This is a genomic window from Brevundimonas sp. UBA6550 (assembly GCF_002434505.1).
Taxonomy (GTDB): domain Bacteria; phylum Pseudomonadota; class Alphaproteobacteria; order Caulobacterales; family Caulobacteraceae; genus Brevundimonas.
Window position 1 is genome coordinate 739,041 of sequence record NZ_DJKE01000008.1, and the last position, 15,870, is coordinate 754,910.

Consider the following 15,870-nt stretch of genomic DNA (forward strand, 5'->3'; position numbering starts at 1 on the left):
TTAGCCGAAGCGTCCCGTGATGTAGTCGAGCGTGCGCCGTTCGCGGGGATTCTGGAAGATGTCTTCCGTATCGCCCGTCTCGACCAATCGTCCCATGTGGAAGAAGGCGGTCCGTTGCGACACCCGCGCGGCTTGAGCCATGGAGTGGGTGACGATGACGATGCAGAACCGCTCGCGCAGTTCGTCGATCAGCTCCTCGATCCGCGCCGTGGCGATGGGGTCCAGGGCCGAGCAGGGCTCGTCCATCAGGATGACCTCGGGGTTCACGGCGATGGCGCGGGCGATGACCAGACGCTGCTGCTGACCGCCCGACAGGCCCATGGCCGACGACTGCAGACGGTCGGCGACCTCGTCCCACAGGCCCGCGCGCTTCAGGGCGCTTTCGACCACGCCGTCCATCTCGGACTTGGCCGAGACCAGGCCGTGGATCTTGGGCCCGTAGGCGACGTTCTCGTAGATCGACTTGGGGAAGGGGTTCGGTCGCTGGAACACCATGCCGACGCGGGCGCGCAGCAGCACCGGGTCGATGGAACGGTCGTTGATGTCCTCGTCGTCCATCGCGATCCGGCCGGTGACCTTGGCTCCGGCGATGGTGTCGTTCATGCGGTTCATCGTCCGCAGGAAGGTCGACTTGCCGCAGCCCGACGGGCCGATCAGGGCCGTGACGGTCTTGTCCGGGATGTCCAGCGAAACGTCGTAAAGCGCCTGCTTGCCTTCGTAGAAGACCGAGACGTCGCGCGCGGCGATCTTGATCGGTCCGGTCGGCTGGGTGTCCACTACGGTCGGCGCGTTGGCGGGCGTAGCGTCTTCCACGCGCGGTTCGGCGGGTGCGGCGTTGGAGGCCGGCGCGACCTCGGGCAGGACCTGGCCGCCCATGCGCGGGGTCTGGGTCGGATCGACCGGCCCTGCGCCCGTCTGGTCCTCGGCGGAGCGGAAAATACGGAATTTCATTCTCTTACCACCGACGCTCGAAGCGCCGCCTCAGGATGATGGCCGCCGCGTTCATGATGATCATGAAGACCAGCAGGACGATGATCGCCGCGGCGGTGCGTTCGTGGAAGGCCCGCTCCGAGGCGTTCTCCCAGATGTAGATCAGCGACGGCAGGGCGCCGACCGGCTGGTCGATGGCGTGCGGCACGCCGGGCACGAAGCTGACCATGCCGATCAGCAACAGCGGCGCGGTCTCGCCAAGCGCGTGGGCCATGGAGATGATGGCGCCGGTCATGACGCCGGGCATGGCCAGCGGCAGGACGTGGCTGAACACCGTCTGCGTCTTGGACGCGCCCATGGCCAGGGCCGCCTCGCGGATCGAGGGCGGCACCGCCTTCAGGGCCGAACGGGTGGCGATAACCAGGGTCGGCAGGGCCATCAGGGCCAGGACCAGACCGCCCACGATGGGGCTGGCGCGCGGCAGGTGCATCCAGTTGATGAACAGGGCCAGACCCAGGAGGCCATAGACGATCGACGGCACGGCCGCGAGGTTGTTGATGTTGACCTCGATGATGTCGGTCAGCTTGTTCTTGGGCGCGAACTCTTCCAGCCAGATGGCGGCGCCGACGCCCAGCGGAATGGCGATCAGGGCCGTGACCAGCAACATCAGGGCCGAACCGACCACGGCGCCCAGCACCCCGGCCAACTCGGGCTGGGTGGAATCGCCGTTGGTGAACAGGGCGGTGTTGAAGTGGGCGCCGATCACGCCATCCGCCTTCATCCTGTCCAGCCAGGCGATCTGCTGATCGGACAGGCGGCGCTGATCCTCCGGCGTGGCCTTGGAGATTTCGCCCTTCAGATAAAGGTCGGCGTCATCCGACAGCGGCACCGCCAGGGGCACGGTCTCGCCGATGACCTCGCCGCGTTTGGCGACCAGATCGGCGGCGACGAACTTCAACTCAGACGAGAACAACCGCTTCATCTGCGCGGCCCTGGTCCCGGCCGCATCGTCGACGACGCCCATGCGCTTGAGCTGCTGCTCGGCGGCGATCTGTTCGAAGTTGGAGCCCTGCGGATAGGCGCGGTCGATGCGGGCGGGGTCCATATAGACCGGCACCGTCACCGTGTGGGTGTAGAAGGCCGTGTGGCCCTGTTCGACGATACGGACCAGCAAGACCGCCAAGAACAGCATGGCGGCGGCGATGGCCAGGCGGCCATACCATTTGAAGCGCGTTTCCTTGGCGTGGCGGCGCTTCAGCCCCGCACGCAGACGCTCCAGCCGCCCGGTGGCGGATGCGCCGTCGATCCGATCGGGGGTCGCGTCAGTCATATTGTTCCCGATAGGTCTGGACGATCCGGTGGGCGATGATGTTCAGCGCCAGCGTCACCAGGAACAAGGTCAGGCCCAGGCCGAAGGCCGACAGGGTCTTGGCGCTGTTGAACTCCTGGTCCCCGGTCAGCAGGGTTACGATCTGCACCGTGACGGTGGTCACCGTATCCAGCGGATTGAAGGTCAGGTTGGCGGCCAGGCCCGCCGCCATGGTCACGATCATGGTCTCGCCGATGGCGCGCGACACGGCCAGCAGCAGGGCGCCGGCGATGCCTGGCAGGGCGGCGGGCAGCAACACGCGCTTGACCGTTTCGGACTTGGTGGCGCCCATGGCGAACGAGCCGTCGCGCAGGCTCTGCGGCACGGCGTTCAGAATGTCGTCGGACAGGGACGAGACGAAGGGGATCAGCATGATGCCCATCACGGCGCCGGCCGTCAGAGCCATCTGGTTCTGCACCAGCGCCAGATACTGGCCCAGCCCGTCCAGCGGCCCGCCGATCAGGAACAGGCCGATCTCGTTGAAGAAGACCCGCAGGATCGGCCCCACGGTCAGGGCGGCGAAGAAGCCGTAAACGACGGTCGGCACCCCGGCCAGGATCTCCAGCAGCGGCTTGATGACCGCGCGGGTCGTGCGGCTGGCGTATTCCGACAGATAGATGGCCGACAGCAGGCCGATGGGCGCGGCCACGCACATGGCGATCACCATGATCAGCAGGGTGCCGGCGAACAGCGGCACGGCCCCGAAGGCGCCCGACGACCCCACCTGATCGGCGCGGATCGCGATCTGCGGGCTCCATTGCGTGCCGAACAGGAAGTCGAGAACCGGCACCTTCTGGAAGAAGCGGAAGCTGTCGAAGGCCAGGGAGGCGATGATGCCCAGCGTGGTCAGGACCGCGATGGCCGAGCAGACGAACAGGGCGCCGTAGATCCAGCCCTCGACCCGGTTGCGCGCGCGGGTCTTCGGCTTGATCTGGGTCATGGCGAACAGACCGCCTAAAATGGCGGCCAGGATGGCGGCGGCGCCCCCGCCCCACGACAGGGTGCGCTCGATACGGACCATGCGGCGCGCCTCGACCGGCAGCTGTTCGGCCAGGGGGCGCTCCCAGATCTGCAGGGCGGCTTCGCCGCGACCCACGCGATAGGCGTCGGCGAAGAAGGCGTCGCGGCGGAAATGATCTAGCGAAGCGACCGCTTCAGGCGTGCCCGAGGCCGTCAGCTGACGCTGCAGCGGCGCGGAAAAGACCGAGGCCAGGACCAGCACCAGCAGCGCCGGCGCGGCCACCCAGATCAGGGCGTAGGCGCCGTGCTGGCCAGGGCGCGAATGCGGCTTGGCGCCGATCGCACGACGACGCGCCAGCTCCCGACCGCCCAGAAAGGCGGTCGCGCTCAGCGCCATGAGGATCAGCAGATAAATCCAGATCATTCGAAGTCCGAAGCGACGCGCGCGAATCGGCGTGCGGTCCTGAACATCGGGACCGACGCGGCGCGACTACTGCCCGCGAATGGTCAGCGGATTAAGACGGGTCCATGACAGTTGGGTGACAGCGAAGGTTCCCGCCATCGCCGCCGGCAGAACCTATCGCCGCTCGGCCGGTTGGGGGAACCAGGCGGTGAAGGCCGCCCCCATGCCCGGCGCGCTTTCCACCACCAGGCCGCCCTGGTGCCGGTTCATGATGTGTTTGACGATGGCCAGCCCCAGGCCCGTGCCCTGACGCTCGCCGCTCTTCTGACCTTCGACGCGATAGAAGCGCTCGGTCAGGCGCGGCAGATGTTCGCGCGCCATGCCCGGACCGTGATCGCGCACCGTGACGGCCGCATAGAGAACGCCCGCCGTCCGGTCCGGCGTGACCAGCGGCAGGCGCGTTGCGCCCGGCATCCGCGAGGCCCAGGCCTCGTCGAACGACAGGTCTGACCGAACGGAAATCTCGACCGTGCCGCTGCGTGACGAATATTTGACGGCGTTGTCGAGCAGGTTCTGGACCACCTGCAGGATTTCGTCGCGGTCGCCGCTGACCGACGCCCTCGCCTCCCCCTGATCCAGGGCGATGGCGATCTGCTTTTCGCGCGTCAGGACGCTGATGGCGTCCACCACGTCTGACGCGGCGCGATCCAGATCGACCCGGCCGGAGGGCGGAATATGTTCGTTCAGTTCGATGCGGCTGAGCGACAGCAGGTCCGCGACCAGCCGCCCCATCCGGTCCGCCTGCGCCGACATGATGTCCAGGAAGCGGTCGCGCGCCGCCACGTCGTCGCGCGCGTGCCCCTTCAGCGTCTCGATGAAGCCGCTCAGCGACGCCAGGGGCGTGCGCAGTTCGTGGCTGGCGTTGGCCAGGAAATCGACCCGCATCATCTCGGTTCGCCGCGCATCCGTCTCGTCGCGCAGAATCAAGAGCGCCATCTCTCCGCCGGGCGCGACGCCGTCGGCGACCGACAGCGGCCGGGTCCAGGCCCGCCAACGCCGATCCCTCTGGCCGCCGGTGGCGTAGTCGGTGATGCGCGAGGCGCCGCCGAACAGGGCCTCGTCCACCGCCTCCAGCACGCCCGGCTCGCGGATGACCTGGACCAGCAGGGCGCCCTGGCGCTGGATGCGCAACAGGTCGCGCGCGGCGTTGTTGGCCATGACGATGCGTCGGCCCGCGATGTCGTCCGGCTCGCCGCCGCTGACGACCAGAACCGGGTCGTCCAGCGCTTCGAACACCCGGTCCAGCAGTTCGCCGGCGGCCGCATCGGTCGGCGCATCGGCGGCTGCGCCGTCGATGGCGGCCGGGGCGGCGTCGGCCGCGCCGGGCATGTTCAACAGCCAGGCCGAAGCCGCCACGATCACGGCCCCGCCCAGCAGCCAGTTCGCCAGTTCGGGATGCAGGATCGCCAGCACCACCAGGATCAGGATGGCGACGCTGATGCTGGCCCCCACTGTCCACAACCGCGACGACGACATCGGCGCGACGGGCGAAGGCGAGATTTCATAAGGCATGGACGGGCGGGGACCTCGAAAAATGCACGGCGATATCCGATCCTTGCACGGATTCTGTGACGGCGCTTCGACACGCTGACAGATCCGTGAAGCGTCGCCGCACGGTTTCTTTAGGATTATCAGCCAGGGTGCGTCCAAGGGGGAGGCCTCGTGGACCGCATCATCGTCTGTATTGCGCGCGATCACGATTGGCGGGTCACACTGCTGGCCGCCCTGATCTGCATGGTCGGTATCGGCGTTTCGACCCACGTGATGGAGCGGGTGCGGCCGCGCGATCCGGCGGGAAGCCGCCGCGCCGTCGCCATGGCCACCATCGTCGGCGCCCTTTCGATCTGGTCGACCCATTTCGTGGCCATGCAGGGGTTCGTCGCCGGCGTGCCGGTTCGCTATGACCTGATGCTGACGCTGGCGTCGCTGATCGTGGCCCTGGCCATGATCGGCCTGACCATCGCCTCGACCCAGTTGGGCAAGGGGCGCGCCTGGCGGGTGATGGCGGCGGTGATCGCCGTCACCGGCATCGGCTCCATGCATTATCTGGGCATGGCCGCGATTCAGGGGCCGGCTCAGATCAGTTGGGATCCGGCGCTGGTGGGGGCCTCCCTCGTCGCCGCGATGATCGTCGGCGGAACCACCTCCTTCTTCTACAGACGCGGCGGCCCGGCGAACCTGCTGATGACGACGATCGGTTTGTCGATGACCGTGCTGGTGCTCCATTTCCTGGGCATGGCGGCCATGACCGTGGTCCCCGACCCCACGGTGCTTCACGACGACGGCCTGTCGCCCGCCGCCATGCGGGTGCTTGTCGGCGTGGTTCTGTTGCTGGTTTGCGGCGTCGGCGGGGCTCTGGCCGCCATGATCTATACGCGGCGCTCGTCTGATCTGCGCCGCATCCGCGAGGCGGTGGACGCCATGCCGGATGGGCTGGGCTTTTACGATTCGAAGGATCGACTGGTGCTGTGGAACGCCCGCTACGCCGAGTTGAACCCGGAACTGCAACCGCATCTGGTCGTCGGGCTGGCGTTCCGCGACGCCTTGCGCATCGGCATCGACCAGGGCCGCTACGACGAGGCGCTCGGTCGGGAGGACGAATGGCTGACCGAGCGCATTCAGGCGCGCCGTCAACTGTCCTCCAACATCGAACAGCAGGTCGGCGGCGGGCGTTGGCTTCGCGTTCAGGACCGTCGGACATCGGAAGGCGGCACCGTCGTCGTCTGCAACGACATCACCGATCTGAAACGCGACGCCGAGGCCCTGGCCGAGGCGAAGGATGCGGCCGAGGCGGCCAATGTCGCCAAGAGCCAGTTTCTGGCCAATATGAGCCACGAGATCCGCACGCCGCTAAACGGCGTGATCGGCCTGTCCCAGGCGCTGGCCAAGACAGAACTGACCGCCGACCAGCGCGAGATGCTGGATCTGATGCAGGCCTCGGGCAGGACTTTGCAGACCCTGCTCAGCGATATCCTGGACCTGGCCCGCGTCGAATCGGGCAAGCTGGAGCTGACCGAGGACGCATTCGAGCTGGCGGTCGTGGTGCGAGAGGCGGCGCAGCTCTATGCCGAGAACGCCCGCCAGAAGCGTCTGGATTTCCATGTCGACATCGACCTGGAGGACGGGGTCTGGGTCATGGGCGACGCGGTGCGCGTCAAACAGGTGCTGACCAATCTGATCTCCAACGCCGTGAAGTTCACCAGCCAGGGCTTTGTCGGCCTGGTCGTGCAGCAGGGCCAGGATCGGGATGGCCGGCCTGTGTTGCGCTTCACCGTCGAGGACAGCGGCATCGGCTTCGACGCGGCGACGCGCGAGCGCCTGTTCACCCGATTCGAGCAAGCCGACGGCGGCATCACGCGCAAGTTCGGCGGCTCGGGCCTGGGCCTGTCGATCTGCCGCCAGCTGGCGGACATGATGGGCGGCGATCTGGATTGCGAGAGCGAGCCGGGCAGCGGCGCGGCCTTCATCCTGACCCTGCCGCTCAAGCCCTGCGCCGCCCCCAAGACGCAGGAACCGGCCGACACGGCGGCGCAACACGCCGATGGCGCACGCGCGGTCCGCATTCTGGTCGCCGACGACCACCCGACCAACCGGCGCGTTATCGAACTGATTCTGGCCCAGACTCCGGCCAAGATCGTCATGGCCGAGAACGGTGCCGAGGCGTTGGAGGCCTTCCGCGCCGACGTCTTCGACCTTGTGCTGATGGATATGCAAATGCCGGTCATGGACGGCCTGACGGCGACGCAGGAGATTCGTCTGCACGAGGCGGCGATGGGTATGGCGCGCACGCCGATCGTCATGCTGACGGCCAACGCCATGCCCGAACACGTGGCCGCCGGACGAGCGGCGGGCGCCGACCATCACCTGGCCAAGCCTTTCAACGCGGCCGAACTGCTCAGCCTGGTGGCCGCGCCGGCCGCTCTCGTCAAGGATCGAGCGCAGGCGGCCTAGGCGCGCCTTTCATAGTTGCGCCGCCGGTTCGATGCGTGTAATAGCCCGCGCTCTTGAATTCGAGGGTTCATGACCCCGCCGCGCGGGCCCAGGGTTGGCGCGGCGTTTCTGTTGTTGTTGAGGCGAGCCACATGGCCGAGATCATTCTGAACGTGGACGTCCGCGATGGCGTCGGCACCGGCGGCGCTCGCGCCGCGCGTCGCGCGGGTTTCGTGCCGGGCGTCCTTTACGGCGGCGACAAGGCCCCCGTCGCCATTTCGGTGAACGAGAAGGACTTCCGCAAGTCGCTCTACACCGGCAAGCTGCTGGGCCACCTGGTCACGCTGAAATACGGCGAAGAGACCCAGCCGGTCATCGCCAAGGACGTGCAGTTCGACCCGGTGTCGGACCGCCCCCTGCACTTCGACCTGATGCGCGTCGATGAAAAGGCCCCGGTCAAGATCGAGGTTCCGGTTCACTTCCTGAACGCCGACGAGGCGCCCTTCGCCCGCCAGGGCGGCTCGCTGGAAGTCGTTCGTCACGCCGTGGAAATCCTGGTCCGCGCCGACCAGATTCCGGAAGAACTGGTCGTCGACTTGGCCAAGTCGCAGATGGGCGACACCATCCGCATCTCGGACATCACCCTGCCCAAGGGCGCGGAAGCCACCATCACCGACCGCGACTTCGTGATCGCAACGATCAAGGTCTCCTCGGCCGCCCTGTCGGCCGCCGCCGACGAAGCCGCCGAAGCCGAAGCCGCGCCGGTCGAGAAGACCGAAGGCTAAACCTTCGTCTCTCCGACAAGATCACGCCCCGCCCGGCTCGCCGCGGCGGGGCTTTTCTTTGCCCGTGGTTGCACGGCGACAGGTGGCGCGCTACCTTTCTCGACATGAACCTCCATGCGGCTCGGCCGGACAAGTACAAGCGCTATCGCGAGCGCAAGAAGGCCGCCGGGCTCAAGCAGGTGCGCGTCTGGGCGCTGGATCCCGATGCGCCCGGTTTCCGCGAACGACTGACGGCCGACCAGGCTCGCATTCGAGACAGCGAGAGCGAACGTGGCACGATCGCCTTCATCGAAGCCATGCTGACTGAAGATCTTGCACAGGATGACGAGGCGGAAGCCTATTGAGGCGCGGGGACCTCATCACCGTCGCCGTGTCGGGCGACCACGGCAAGCCGCGCCCCGCCGTCGTCGTGCAGGCCGATATCGTGGAAACGGGAACCGTTCTGGTCTGCCTGATGACCAGCGACATCGATAAGACCGCTCCCTATCGCCTGGCGTTGCAGCCCACGCCGGACAACGGGCTGAGAAAGCCCAGCCTCATCCAAGCCGACAAAATCTACCCGGTCGCCCTCGCCCGTTGTGGCGAAGTGATCGGCCGCCTCGCTCAAACGGAACGCGACATGCTCGACCTCCATCTCCTTTTCGTCCTCGGATTGGGCGCGGAATGATCATAATCGCAGGTCTGGGCAACCCCGGCGCCAAATACGAGAAGAACCGTCACAACATCGGCTTCATGGCGGCCGACGAGATTTCGCGGCGGTGGCGATTCGGGCCGGAGCGCGCCAAGTTCCAGTCGATCATCGCCGAGGGCGACGTCGACGGGACCAAGGTCCTGCTGATGAAGCCCCAGACCTATATGAACGAAAGCGGCCGGGCGGTCGGCGAGGCGGCGCGCTTCTACAAGATCAAGCCCAGCGAAATCATCGTCTTTCATGACGAGATCGACCTGGCGCCCGGCCGTTTCCGTATGAAGACCGGCGGCGGCGCGGCGGGGCAGAACGGCATACGCAGCCTGATCAGTCATCTGGGCGCCGACTTCCGTCGCGCCCGCATGGGCATCGGCCATCCCGGCGAGAAAGAGCTGGTCATGCCGCATGTGCTGGGCGACTTCCACAAGGCCGAACAGCCCTGGCTGAACGCGCTGTTGCAGGCCTGCGCCGACGCCCTGCCCTTTGCGGTCGCCGGCGACGACGAACGCTATCAGGGCGAGGTCATGCGCCTGGCCCCCGCACCCAAGTTCAGCCCGCGCCAGGCGGCGCGCGGCGAGATTTAAGACCGGGCGCCGTCTTCCGCTGTCGGTCGAAACGCCGTAGAGGCGAACGGTGACCCGATCCCAGGCCGACAACTGGTCGATTGCGAAATCGCTGGCCTTCCTGGCGGCGGTGTTCGCGCTCGTGATCGGCGCGCTGCTGCCGTTCGCGGCCCTGGCGGCGGTCCAGCCGGGCCATCCGCTGGTCATCTGTTCCGCCGAGGGGCCGCAGACGATCCAGTCGGGCGGCATGGACGGGCCGGTCAACAAGCACGTCGGGGCCAAGTGCGCCGCCTGCGTCACCCCGCCCGTCGCCGCCCTGCCCTGCCCGCCGGCGCCCCAGCCTGCAACGCTCGTGCGCACCTTCGAGACGGTCGTCTATGCGCCCCTGGGCGTCAGCCCGCCGCCGCCCGCGCGGGCCCCGCCCCGCCCGCCGTCCACCGCCCCGCCCCAAGCCTGAAATCCAGACCGCATCCGCGACCGGCCTGCGCCGGTCGTGCCCGATCCGCTGATTTTCAGGACCTTCAATGCTTTTTAGAACCCCTGCTGCTCCGTGCGCGCTGCTGGCGGCGGCCGTGGCCAGTCCGTCGCTGGCGCAGACCGTCGCCCCGACCCAGGTCGACAGCGTCGTCGTCACCGCCCGCCGCAGCGCCTATGATCCGCCCGTCGTGGCCGAGGCGCGCGCGCGTCTCAGCCGCACGCCCGGCGCGGTCGCCGTCATCTCTGCCGAATCCTACGCCGATCGCTATGCGCCCAATCTGGCGGACGTCCTGCGCGACGCGCCCGGCGTCTATGCGCAAAAGAAGTGGGGCGGCGACATCCGCCTGTCGATCCGGGGATCGGGCATCGGCAACGCCAGCCATAACCGAGGCGTGCTGCTGGCCCAGGACGGCGTGCCGTTCAACGAGGCCGACGGCTTCGGCGACTTCCAACTGATAGATCCGCTGATCGCCCGCTACACCGAGGTCTATAAGGGCGGCAACGCTCTTCGGTTCGGCGGTTCGCTGCTGGGCGGGGCGGTGAATCTGGTCACGCCAACGGGTCGAACGGCGGATGCATATCTGGGCCTGCGGCTGGATGGCGGATCTTACGGCACGGCGCGCCTTCATGGCGAGACGGCGGGGGTTCGCGGCGATTGGGACGGTTTCGCCGCCGTCACGGGCCAGACGGCGGACGGCTGGCGCGACCACAGCGCGGGCCGATCCGTGCACCTGTCCGCCAATCTGGGCCGCGCATTCGGTCAGGATCGCGAGGTGCGACTGCTGGTGTCCGGCGGCGACATCCATCAGGACATCCCCGGAAGCCTGACCCTGCCCCAGCTGAAGACCGATCCGACCCAGGCGGCGACCGCAAGCACGACCCTGAACTACCAGCGCAACATGGCCGCGCTGCGCACCACGCTGCAGGCCCGCTGGCGGCTGGACGATGCGACCGTGTTCGAGGGCGCCGTCTATGGCGCGTGGAAGGATCTGGACCATCCCATCTTTCAGGTCGTCGATCAGCAGAGCCGAAACCAGGGCGTCTTCGGTCGATTCGATTGGCGGGGTTCGGTCGCGGGCCTGCGCGCCGACGCCTTCTACGGCGCCTGGTATCGGCAGGGCGATCTGGACGCCAAACAGTGGATCAATCAGGCGGGATCGCACGGCGACCTGCGCGCCCGCAGCTTCCAGAACGCAACAGCCCTGGATGTCTTCGCCGAGGGCCGCCTTTTCGTGACCGAACGCCTGGCCCTGGTCGGCGGCGGCACGTGGGGCAAGGCCCGGCGCGACTATCGCAGCTATGCCGTGCCCGGTGTGGCAGAGACCTTCGATCTGACGACGCGCGCGACCTACGACGGGTTCTCGCCGCGCATCGGCCTGTTGTGGGAAGCGCAGGACGGGGCCCAGGTCTTCGCCAACCTTACCCGGTCGATGGAGCCGCCTAACTTCTCGGCCCTGTCGCCCACGGCCGGCGGCTTCCAGCCCCTGGTTCCGCAGCAGGCGACGACCGCAGAGATCGGGACACGGGGCCGACGCGGCGCCCTGACCTGGGATCTGACGGCCTATCGCGCCGAACTGAAGCACGAACTGCTGAACTTCATTCCCGACGCGGCCTTGGGCCTGCCGGCCGCGACGTTCAACGCCGGGCCGACCGTTCACCAGGGAATCGAGGCCGGACTTGACTGGCGTTTCGCGCCGCAATGGCGTCTGCGCCAGACTTATGGCTGGTCGGACTTCCGCTTTGACGGAGACAAGGTCTATGGCGACGCCCGTCTGCCGGTCGTCCCGCCGCATCTGTATCGGGCGGAGCTGCGCTATGACCACCCGTCAGGCTGGTTCGCTGCGCCTTCGCTGGAATGGTCGGTGGCGGACGCTTGGGTCGATTATCGCAACACGCTGAAGTCGCCCGCCTACGCCGTGGCCAATCTGAATCTGGGTTGGACCGTGCGGCCGGGGTTGGCGGTCTTCGCCGACGCCCGCAATCTGTTCGACACGATCTATGTGTCCAACTTCGGCGCGGTGACCGACGCGCGGATCGCGTCGACGGCCGTCTTCTTCCCCGGCGAGGGCCGCTCCGCCTACGTCGGCGTCAGGGTCAGCTACTGATGGCGGGGCGGCCGAACCCTCAGGCGTCGCACGCCTTGTCCGGCGCCTATCGCGCCGTATGGCGATGGCATTTCTACGCCGGCGTCTTCGTCATGCCCGTCCTGATGCTGCTGGCCCTGACGGGGGGCCTGTATCTGTTCAAGGACGAGATCGACGGTCTGGTCTATCGCGACATGATCTGCGTGCCGGTGGCCCAGAGCCAGGAGGCCCAAAGCCAGGTCGGGCCCGAGACCTGGGCGGCCCATGCCGCGACGGCCGCCGGCGGCGGGCGGGTGGCCAATCTGGTCGCGCCTGCACGGGCCGACGAGGCCGTTCGGCTGCGTGTGGACCAGCCGGATGGGGCGCAAAAGACCGTCTTCGTCGATCCCCATACCGGGCGCGTGACGGGCGTGATCTCGGCGGGCGGGGTGATGGAGCTTATCAAGAAGCTGCACAGCCTCACCCTGCTCGGTCGGCCGTTCAATATTCTGGTCGAGATCGTCGCCGGCTGGACCATCGTCCTGTTCGCCACGGGCCTTTATTTGTGGCAGCCGCGCGGGCGTGCGGTGGCGACCTTTGCGCCGCAGACGGCCGACAGCCGGCGTCGGCCCTTCTGGCGCGACCTGCACGCCCTGACGGGCTTCTACGTCGGCGGGGTCGTGCTGTTTCTGGCGGTTACGGGCATGCCTTGGTCGGCGGTCTGGGGCGACCGCGTCATGGGCTGGGTCAAGGAGACCGGCTGGGGCCGTCCGCCCGCCCCGGTCGCCGGCGCCTGGCAGCGCGCCCAGCACCATGATGCGCCCATCGGCGCCGGCTGGACCATGGAGGGCATGGTGATGACGCACGATCACGCCGGTCACGGCGCCCTGGCGCAGGTGATGCGCGCCGCCGACGCGGCGGGCCTGGCCCGCCCCTATGCGATCAACATCCCAGCGAGCGAGGGCACGGCCTATACGGTCACGACCCAGGCCCGCCGCGTTCAGGACAGCCGCTCCCTCTATATCGACGGCGCGTCGGGCCGGGTGCTGGGCGACATCGGTTATGACCAGTTCGGCGCGGGGGCCAAGGCCATCGAACTGGGCATCTACACCCACCAGGGCACGCAGTTCGGCCAGGCCAACCGCATCGTCATGCTGCTGGGCTGCATCGGCGTCTGGGTGCTGGCGATCAGCGGCCTGGTCATGTGGTGGAAGCGACGACCGCCCGACCTGTCTCGCCGTCGCCTGGGCGCCCCGCCCGCCCCGCCCGGACCCCGCGTGCGCGCCGCCGTCCTCGGCATCGTTCTTCCCCTCGCCATCCTCTATCCCCTGACGGGACTGAGCCTGGTCGCGGCCGTATTGCTCGATCGAGCCGTTCGACCGATGATCCGGCGCCGTTCCGCCGCCTCCTGAAAGGCCCGACCCATGACCATCAAATCCGCACTCTCCGCCGCACCCGTCCTCCTTCTGGCGCTGAGCGCCTGCAATCCATCGCAGCCGGCCAGGACGCCCGCCGATGCGGGCCCGGCCGCCGCCGTCGCCGCCGCCGACGCCTGGTGCCGTCCGTCGCCGAACGGGGCCAAGGCGGGCGGCTGCTACGTCACCCTGACGGCCGCGACCGACGACCGATTGACCGGCGGCTCCACCCCGCGCGCCGGAATGCTGCAGGTTCACGAGATGAAGACCGAGAACGGCATGATGACCATGAGCGAAATGGCCCAGGGCCTGCCGCTGCCGGCGGGCGAAGCGGTCGCCCTGGCGCCCGGCGGCGCCCATCTGATGCTGATGGAGCTGACCGCCCCGCTGGTCGCCGGCGAGACCGTGCCCCTGACCCTGAACTTCGCCGACGCCGCGCCGGTGACCGTTCAGGCCAAGGTGCGTCAGCCGGCGATGGCGGGCATGGATCACGGCGCCCATTGAGCCCTTTTGAAGCGCGAGCCTGACAAACCCGTTCGAACGGGTTAAAGGCTCGCGCCTTCTCCAAGGAATACCCATGGCCCTTAAAGTCGCGATCGTCGGCCTGCCCAATGTCGGCAAGTCCACCCTGTTCAACGCCCTGACCAAGACGGCGGCGGCCCAGGCGGCCAACTATCCGTTCTGCACCATCGAGCCGAACACCGGCGACGTCGCGGTGCCCGAGGCGCGTCTGAACGCCCTGGCCGAGATCGCGGGCTCCAAGGAGATCATTCCGGCCCGCATCACCTTCGTCGACGTCGCCGGCCTGGTGCGCGGCGCGTCCAAGGGCGAGGGCCTGGGCAACCAGTTCCTGGCCAACATCCGCGACTGCGACGCCGTGGCCTTCGTGGCCCGCTGTTTCGTCGATGACGACATCACCCACGTCGAGGACCGGATCGATCCGATCGCCGATCTGGAGATCATCGAGACAGAGCTGATGCTGGCCGACATGGAGAGCCTGGAACGCCGCCGTCCCCAGTTGGAAAAGCGCGCCAAGGGCGGCGACAAGGAATCGGCCCTGACGCTGAAACTGGTCGATCTGGCCCTGGCCCAGTTGAACGCCGGCAAGCCCGCCCGCACCGCCGAAGTGTCCAAGGAGGACGCCAAGGCCTGGCACATGCTGCAACTGCTGACGGCGCTTCCCGCGCTCTATGTCTCGAACGTCGAGGAAGGCTCGGCCGACAAGGGCAACGACCTGTCCGACAAGGTCGCGGCCCGCGCCGCCAAGGACAACGCCAACTCGGTCGTCATTTCGGCCCAGATCGAATCCGAGATCGCCGTGCTGGATGACGAGGAGCAGCGCGAGTTCCTGGAGACCCTGGGCCTGGAAGAGCCCGGCCTGAACCGTCTGATCCGCGAGGCCTACAAGCTGCTCGGCCTGCAGACCTATTTCACGGTCGGTCCGAAGGAAGCGCGCGCCTGGACCATCAACGTCGGCGACACCGCGCCTCAGGCGGCAGGCGTGATCCACACCGACTTCGAAAAGGGCTTCATCCGCGCCGAGACTATCGCCTTCGACGATTTCGTGGCCCTGCGCGGCGAAGCCAAGGCCCGCGAGGCCGGCAAGTTGCGCGCGGAAGGCAAGTCCTATGTCGTCAAGGACGGCGACGTGATGAACTTCCTGTTCAACTAGGCGGCGCGGCGGGCGGGGTTTCGGCCCCGTCCTTCTTCATCATCTTTTCCAGAGGGTTGGCGGGGTCCGGCGCGCGTGGCGAGCCGGGGCAGCGCGCCAGCTTGGTCGTCAGCATGTCCCGATCCACATAGGTCAGGGTCAGGACGTCGCCCGCCGTGCCCATGTGGACGCGCTCGTTCACGGCCTTGCCCTGGGCCATGCAGGACAGAGCCGCGACATAGCCTGATCCCCGCTCGTCGATTCGCGCAATTTCGCAGTTGTGGCCATAGGCGTCGAACCGCATCGGGGTGATGGTGATCGGGCTGTTCGCCCCTTGCGGTCTGGCGCACCAGGCGGGATTGGCCGCCCACACCCCCACGAAACTGCGCGGTCCGCGAGACGCCAGAGACGACGGCCCCGGCGGCTCCACCGGCTGCATGGCCTCGGGCGTGCGAAGCGGCGCGGCCGGTTCGTTAGGCGGGTTGACCTGATCGTCGCCGCACGCGGGCAGCAGGGCGAAGGCGGCAAGCGCCGGAAACAGGGCCGTTTTCATCTCGTGACAACGCAACGGCCAAG

General features: G+C 67.8%; 15 protein-coding genes. 10 read left to right on the forward strand and 5 right to left on the reverse strand.

Features of this window, described 5'->3' with window-relative positions:
* The 4 genes from pstB to B3Z70_RS11550 form a co-directional block, all read right to left on the reverse strand.
* The gene (pstB, locus tag B3Z70_RS11535) at positions 1 to 951 is read right to left on the reverse strand and encodes a phosphate ABC transporter ATP-binding protein PstB (protein ID WP_292023431.1); all 951 of its coding nucleotides are present in this window, start codon (positions 949 to 951) and stop codon (positions 1 to 3) included.
* Between the two features lie 4 nt (positions 952 to 955).
* Positions 956 to 2,260 carry a phosphate ABC transporter permease PstA gene (gene pstA / locus B3Z70_RS11540; RefSeq protein WP_292023433.1) on the reverse strand — a complete coding sequence of 435 codons (1,305 nt, stop codon included), beginning with the start codon at positions 2,258 to 2,260 and terminating at the stop codon, positions 956 to 958.
* Positions 2,253 to 3,683 (reverse strand): phosphate ABC transporter permease subunit PstC, encoded by a 1,431-nt coding sequence (gene pstC, locus B3Z70_RS11545; RefSeq protein ID WP_292023435.1) that lies wholly within the window; start codon positions 3,681 to 3,683, stop codon positions 2,253 to 2,255. The genes pstA and pstC overlap by 8 nt, the downstream gene beginning before the upstream one ends.
* Positions 3,684 to 3,836: 153 nt before the next feature.
* Positions 3,837 to 5,234, reverse strand: coding sequence for an ATP-binding protein (locus tag B3Z70_RS11550; protein WP_292023437.1), 1,398 nt, complete (start codon positions 5,232 to 5,234; stop codon positions 3,837 to 3,839).
* A gap of 150 nt (positions 5,235 to 5,384) precedes the next feature.
* On the opposite strand from B3Z70_RS11550, the gene B3Z70_RS11555 reads away from it, so the two are divergent.
* The 10 genes from B3Z70_RS11555 to ychF all read left to right on the forward strand — a co-directional run bounded on the left by B3Z70_RS11555 (position 5,385) and on the right by ychF (position 15,315).
* Complete coding sequence (locus B3Z70_RS11555; protein WP_292023439.1) at positions 5,385 to 7,673, forward strand: ATP-binding protein; 2,289 nt, start codon at positions 5,385 to 5,387, stop codon at positions 7,671 to 7,673.
* 131 nt (positions 7,674 to 7,804) lie between these two features.
* Positions 7,805 to 8,437, forward strand: coding sequence for a 50S ribosomal protein L25/general stress protein Ctc (locus B3Z70_RS11560; protein ID WP_292023441.1), 633 nt, complete (start codon positions 7,805 to 7,807; stop codon positions 8,435 to 8,437).
* A gap of 104 nt (positions 8,438 to 8,541) precedes the next feature.
* On the forward strand, positions 8,542 to 8,781 hold the full coding sequence (locus tag B3Z70_RS11565) for an antitoxin MazE-like protein (RefSeq protein ID WP_292023442.1): 240 nt from the start codon (positions 8,542 to 8,544) through the stop codon (positions 8,779 to 8,781).
* Positions 8,778 to 9,104: a type II toxin-antitoxin system PemK/MazF family toxin gene (locus B3Z70_RS11570; RefSeq protein ID WP_292023444.1), complete on the forward strand. Its 327-nt coding sequence runs from the start codon at positions 8,778 to 8,780 to the stop codon at positions 9,102 to 9,104. Before B3Z70_RS11565 ends, B3Z70_RS11570 begins: the two co-directional genes overlap by 4 nt.
* Positions 9,101 to 9,709, forward strand: coding sequence for an aminoacyl-tRNA hydrolase (gene pth / locus B3Z70_RS11575; RefSeq protein ID WP_292023446.1), 609 nt, complete (start codon positions 9,101 to 9,103; stop codon positions 9,707 to 9,709). Before B3Z70_RS11570 ends, pth begins: the two co-directional genes overlap by 4 nt.
* A gap of 49 nt (positions 9,710 to 9,758) precedes the next feature.
* On the forward strand, positions 9,759 to 10,145 hold the full coding sequence (locus B3Z70_RS11580; RefSeq protein WP_292045605.1) for a DUF2946 family protein: 387 nt from the start codon (positions 9,759 to 9,761) through the stop codon (positions 10,143 to 10,145).
* 67 nt (positions 10,146 to 10,212) lie between these two features.
* Positions 10,213 to 12,270, forward strand: coding sequence for a TonB-dependent receptor family protein (locus B3Z70_RS11585; RefSeq protein WP_292020770.1), 2,058 nt, complete (start codon positions 10,213 to 10,215; stop codon positions 12,268 to 12,270).
* The gene (locus B3Z70_RS11590) at positions 12,270 to 13,640 is read left to right on the forward strand and encodes a PepSY-associated TM helix domain-containing protein (RefSeq protein WP_292020773.1); all 1,371 of its coding nucleotides are present in this window, start codon (positions 12,270 to 12,272) and stop codon (positions 13,638 to 13,640) included. The genes B3Z70_RS11585 and B3Z70_RS11590 overlap by 1 nt, the downstream gene beginning before the upstream one ends.
* Before the next feature lie 12 nt (positions 13,641 to 13,652).
* Complete coding sequence (locus B3Z70_RS11595; RefSeq protein WP_312084795.1) at positions 13,653 to 14,147, forward strand: copper chaperone PCu(A)C; 495 nt, start codon at positions 13,653 to 13,655, stop codon at positions 14,145 to 14,147.
* A gap of 73 nt (positions 14,148 to 14,220) precedes the next feature.
* On the forward strand, positions 14,221 to 15,315 hold the full coding sequence (gene ychF / locus B3Z70_RS11600; protein ID WP_292020775.1) for a redox-regulated ATPase YchF: 1,095 nt from the start codon (positions 14,221 to 14,223) through the stop codon (positions 15,313 to 15,315).
* Here ychF and B3Z70_RS11605 read toward each other — a convergent pair.
* The gene (locus tag B3Z70_RS11605) at positions 15,308 to 15,847 is read right to left on the reverse strand and encodes a hypothetical protein (RefSeq protein ID WP_292020777.1); all 540 of its coding nucleotides are present in this window, start codon (positions 15,845 to 15,847) and stop codon (positions 15,308 to 15,310) included. The two genes, ychF and B3Z70_RS11605, sit on opposite strands and share 8 nt — an antisense overlap.
* Between the last annotated feature and the right edge of the window lie 23 nt (positions 15,848 to 15,870).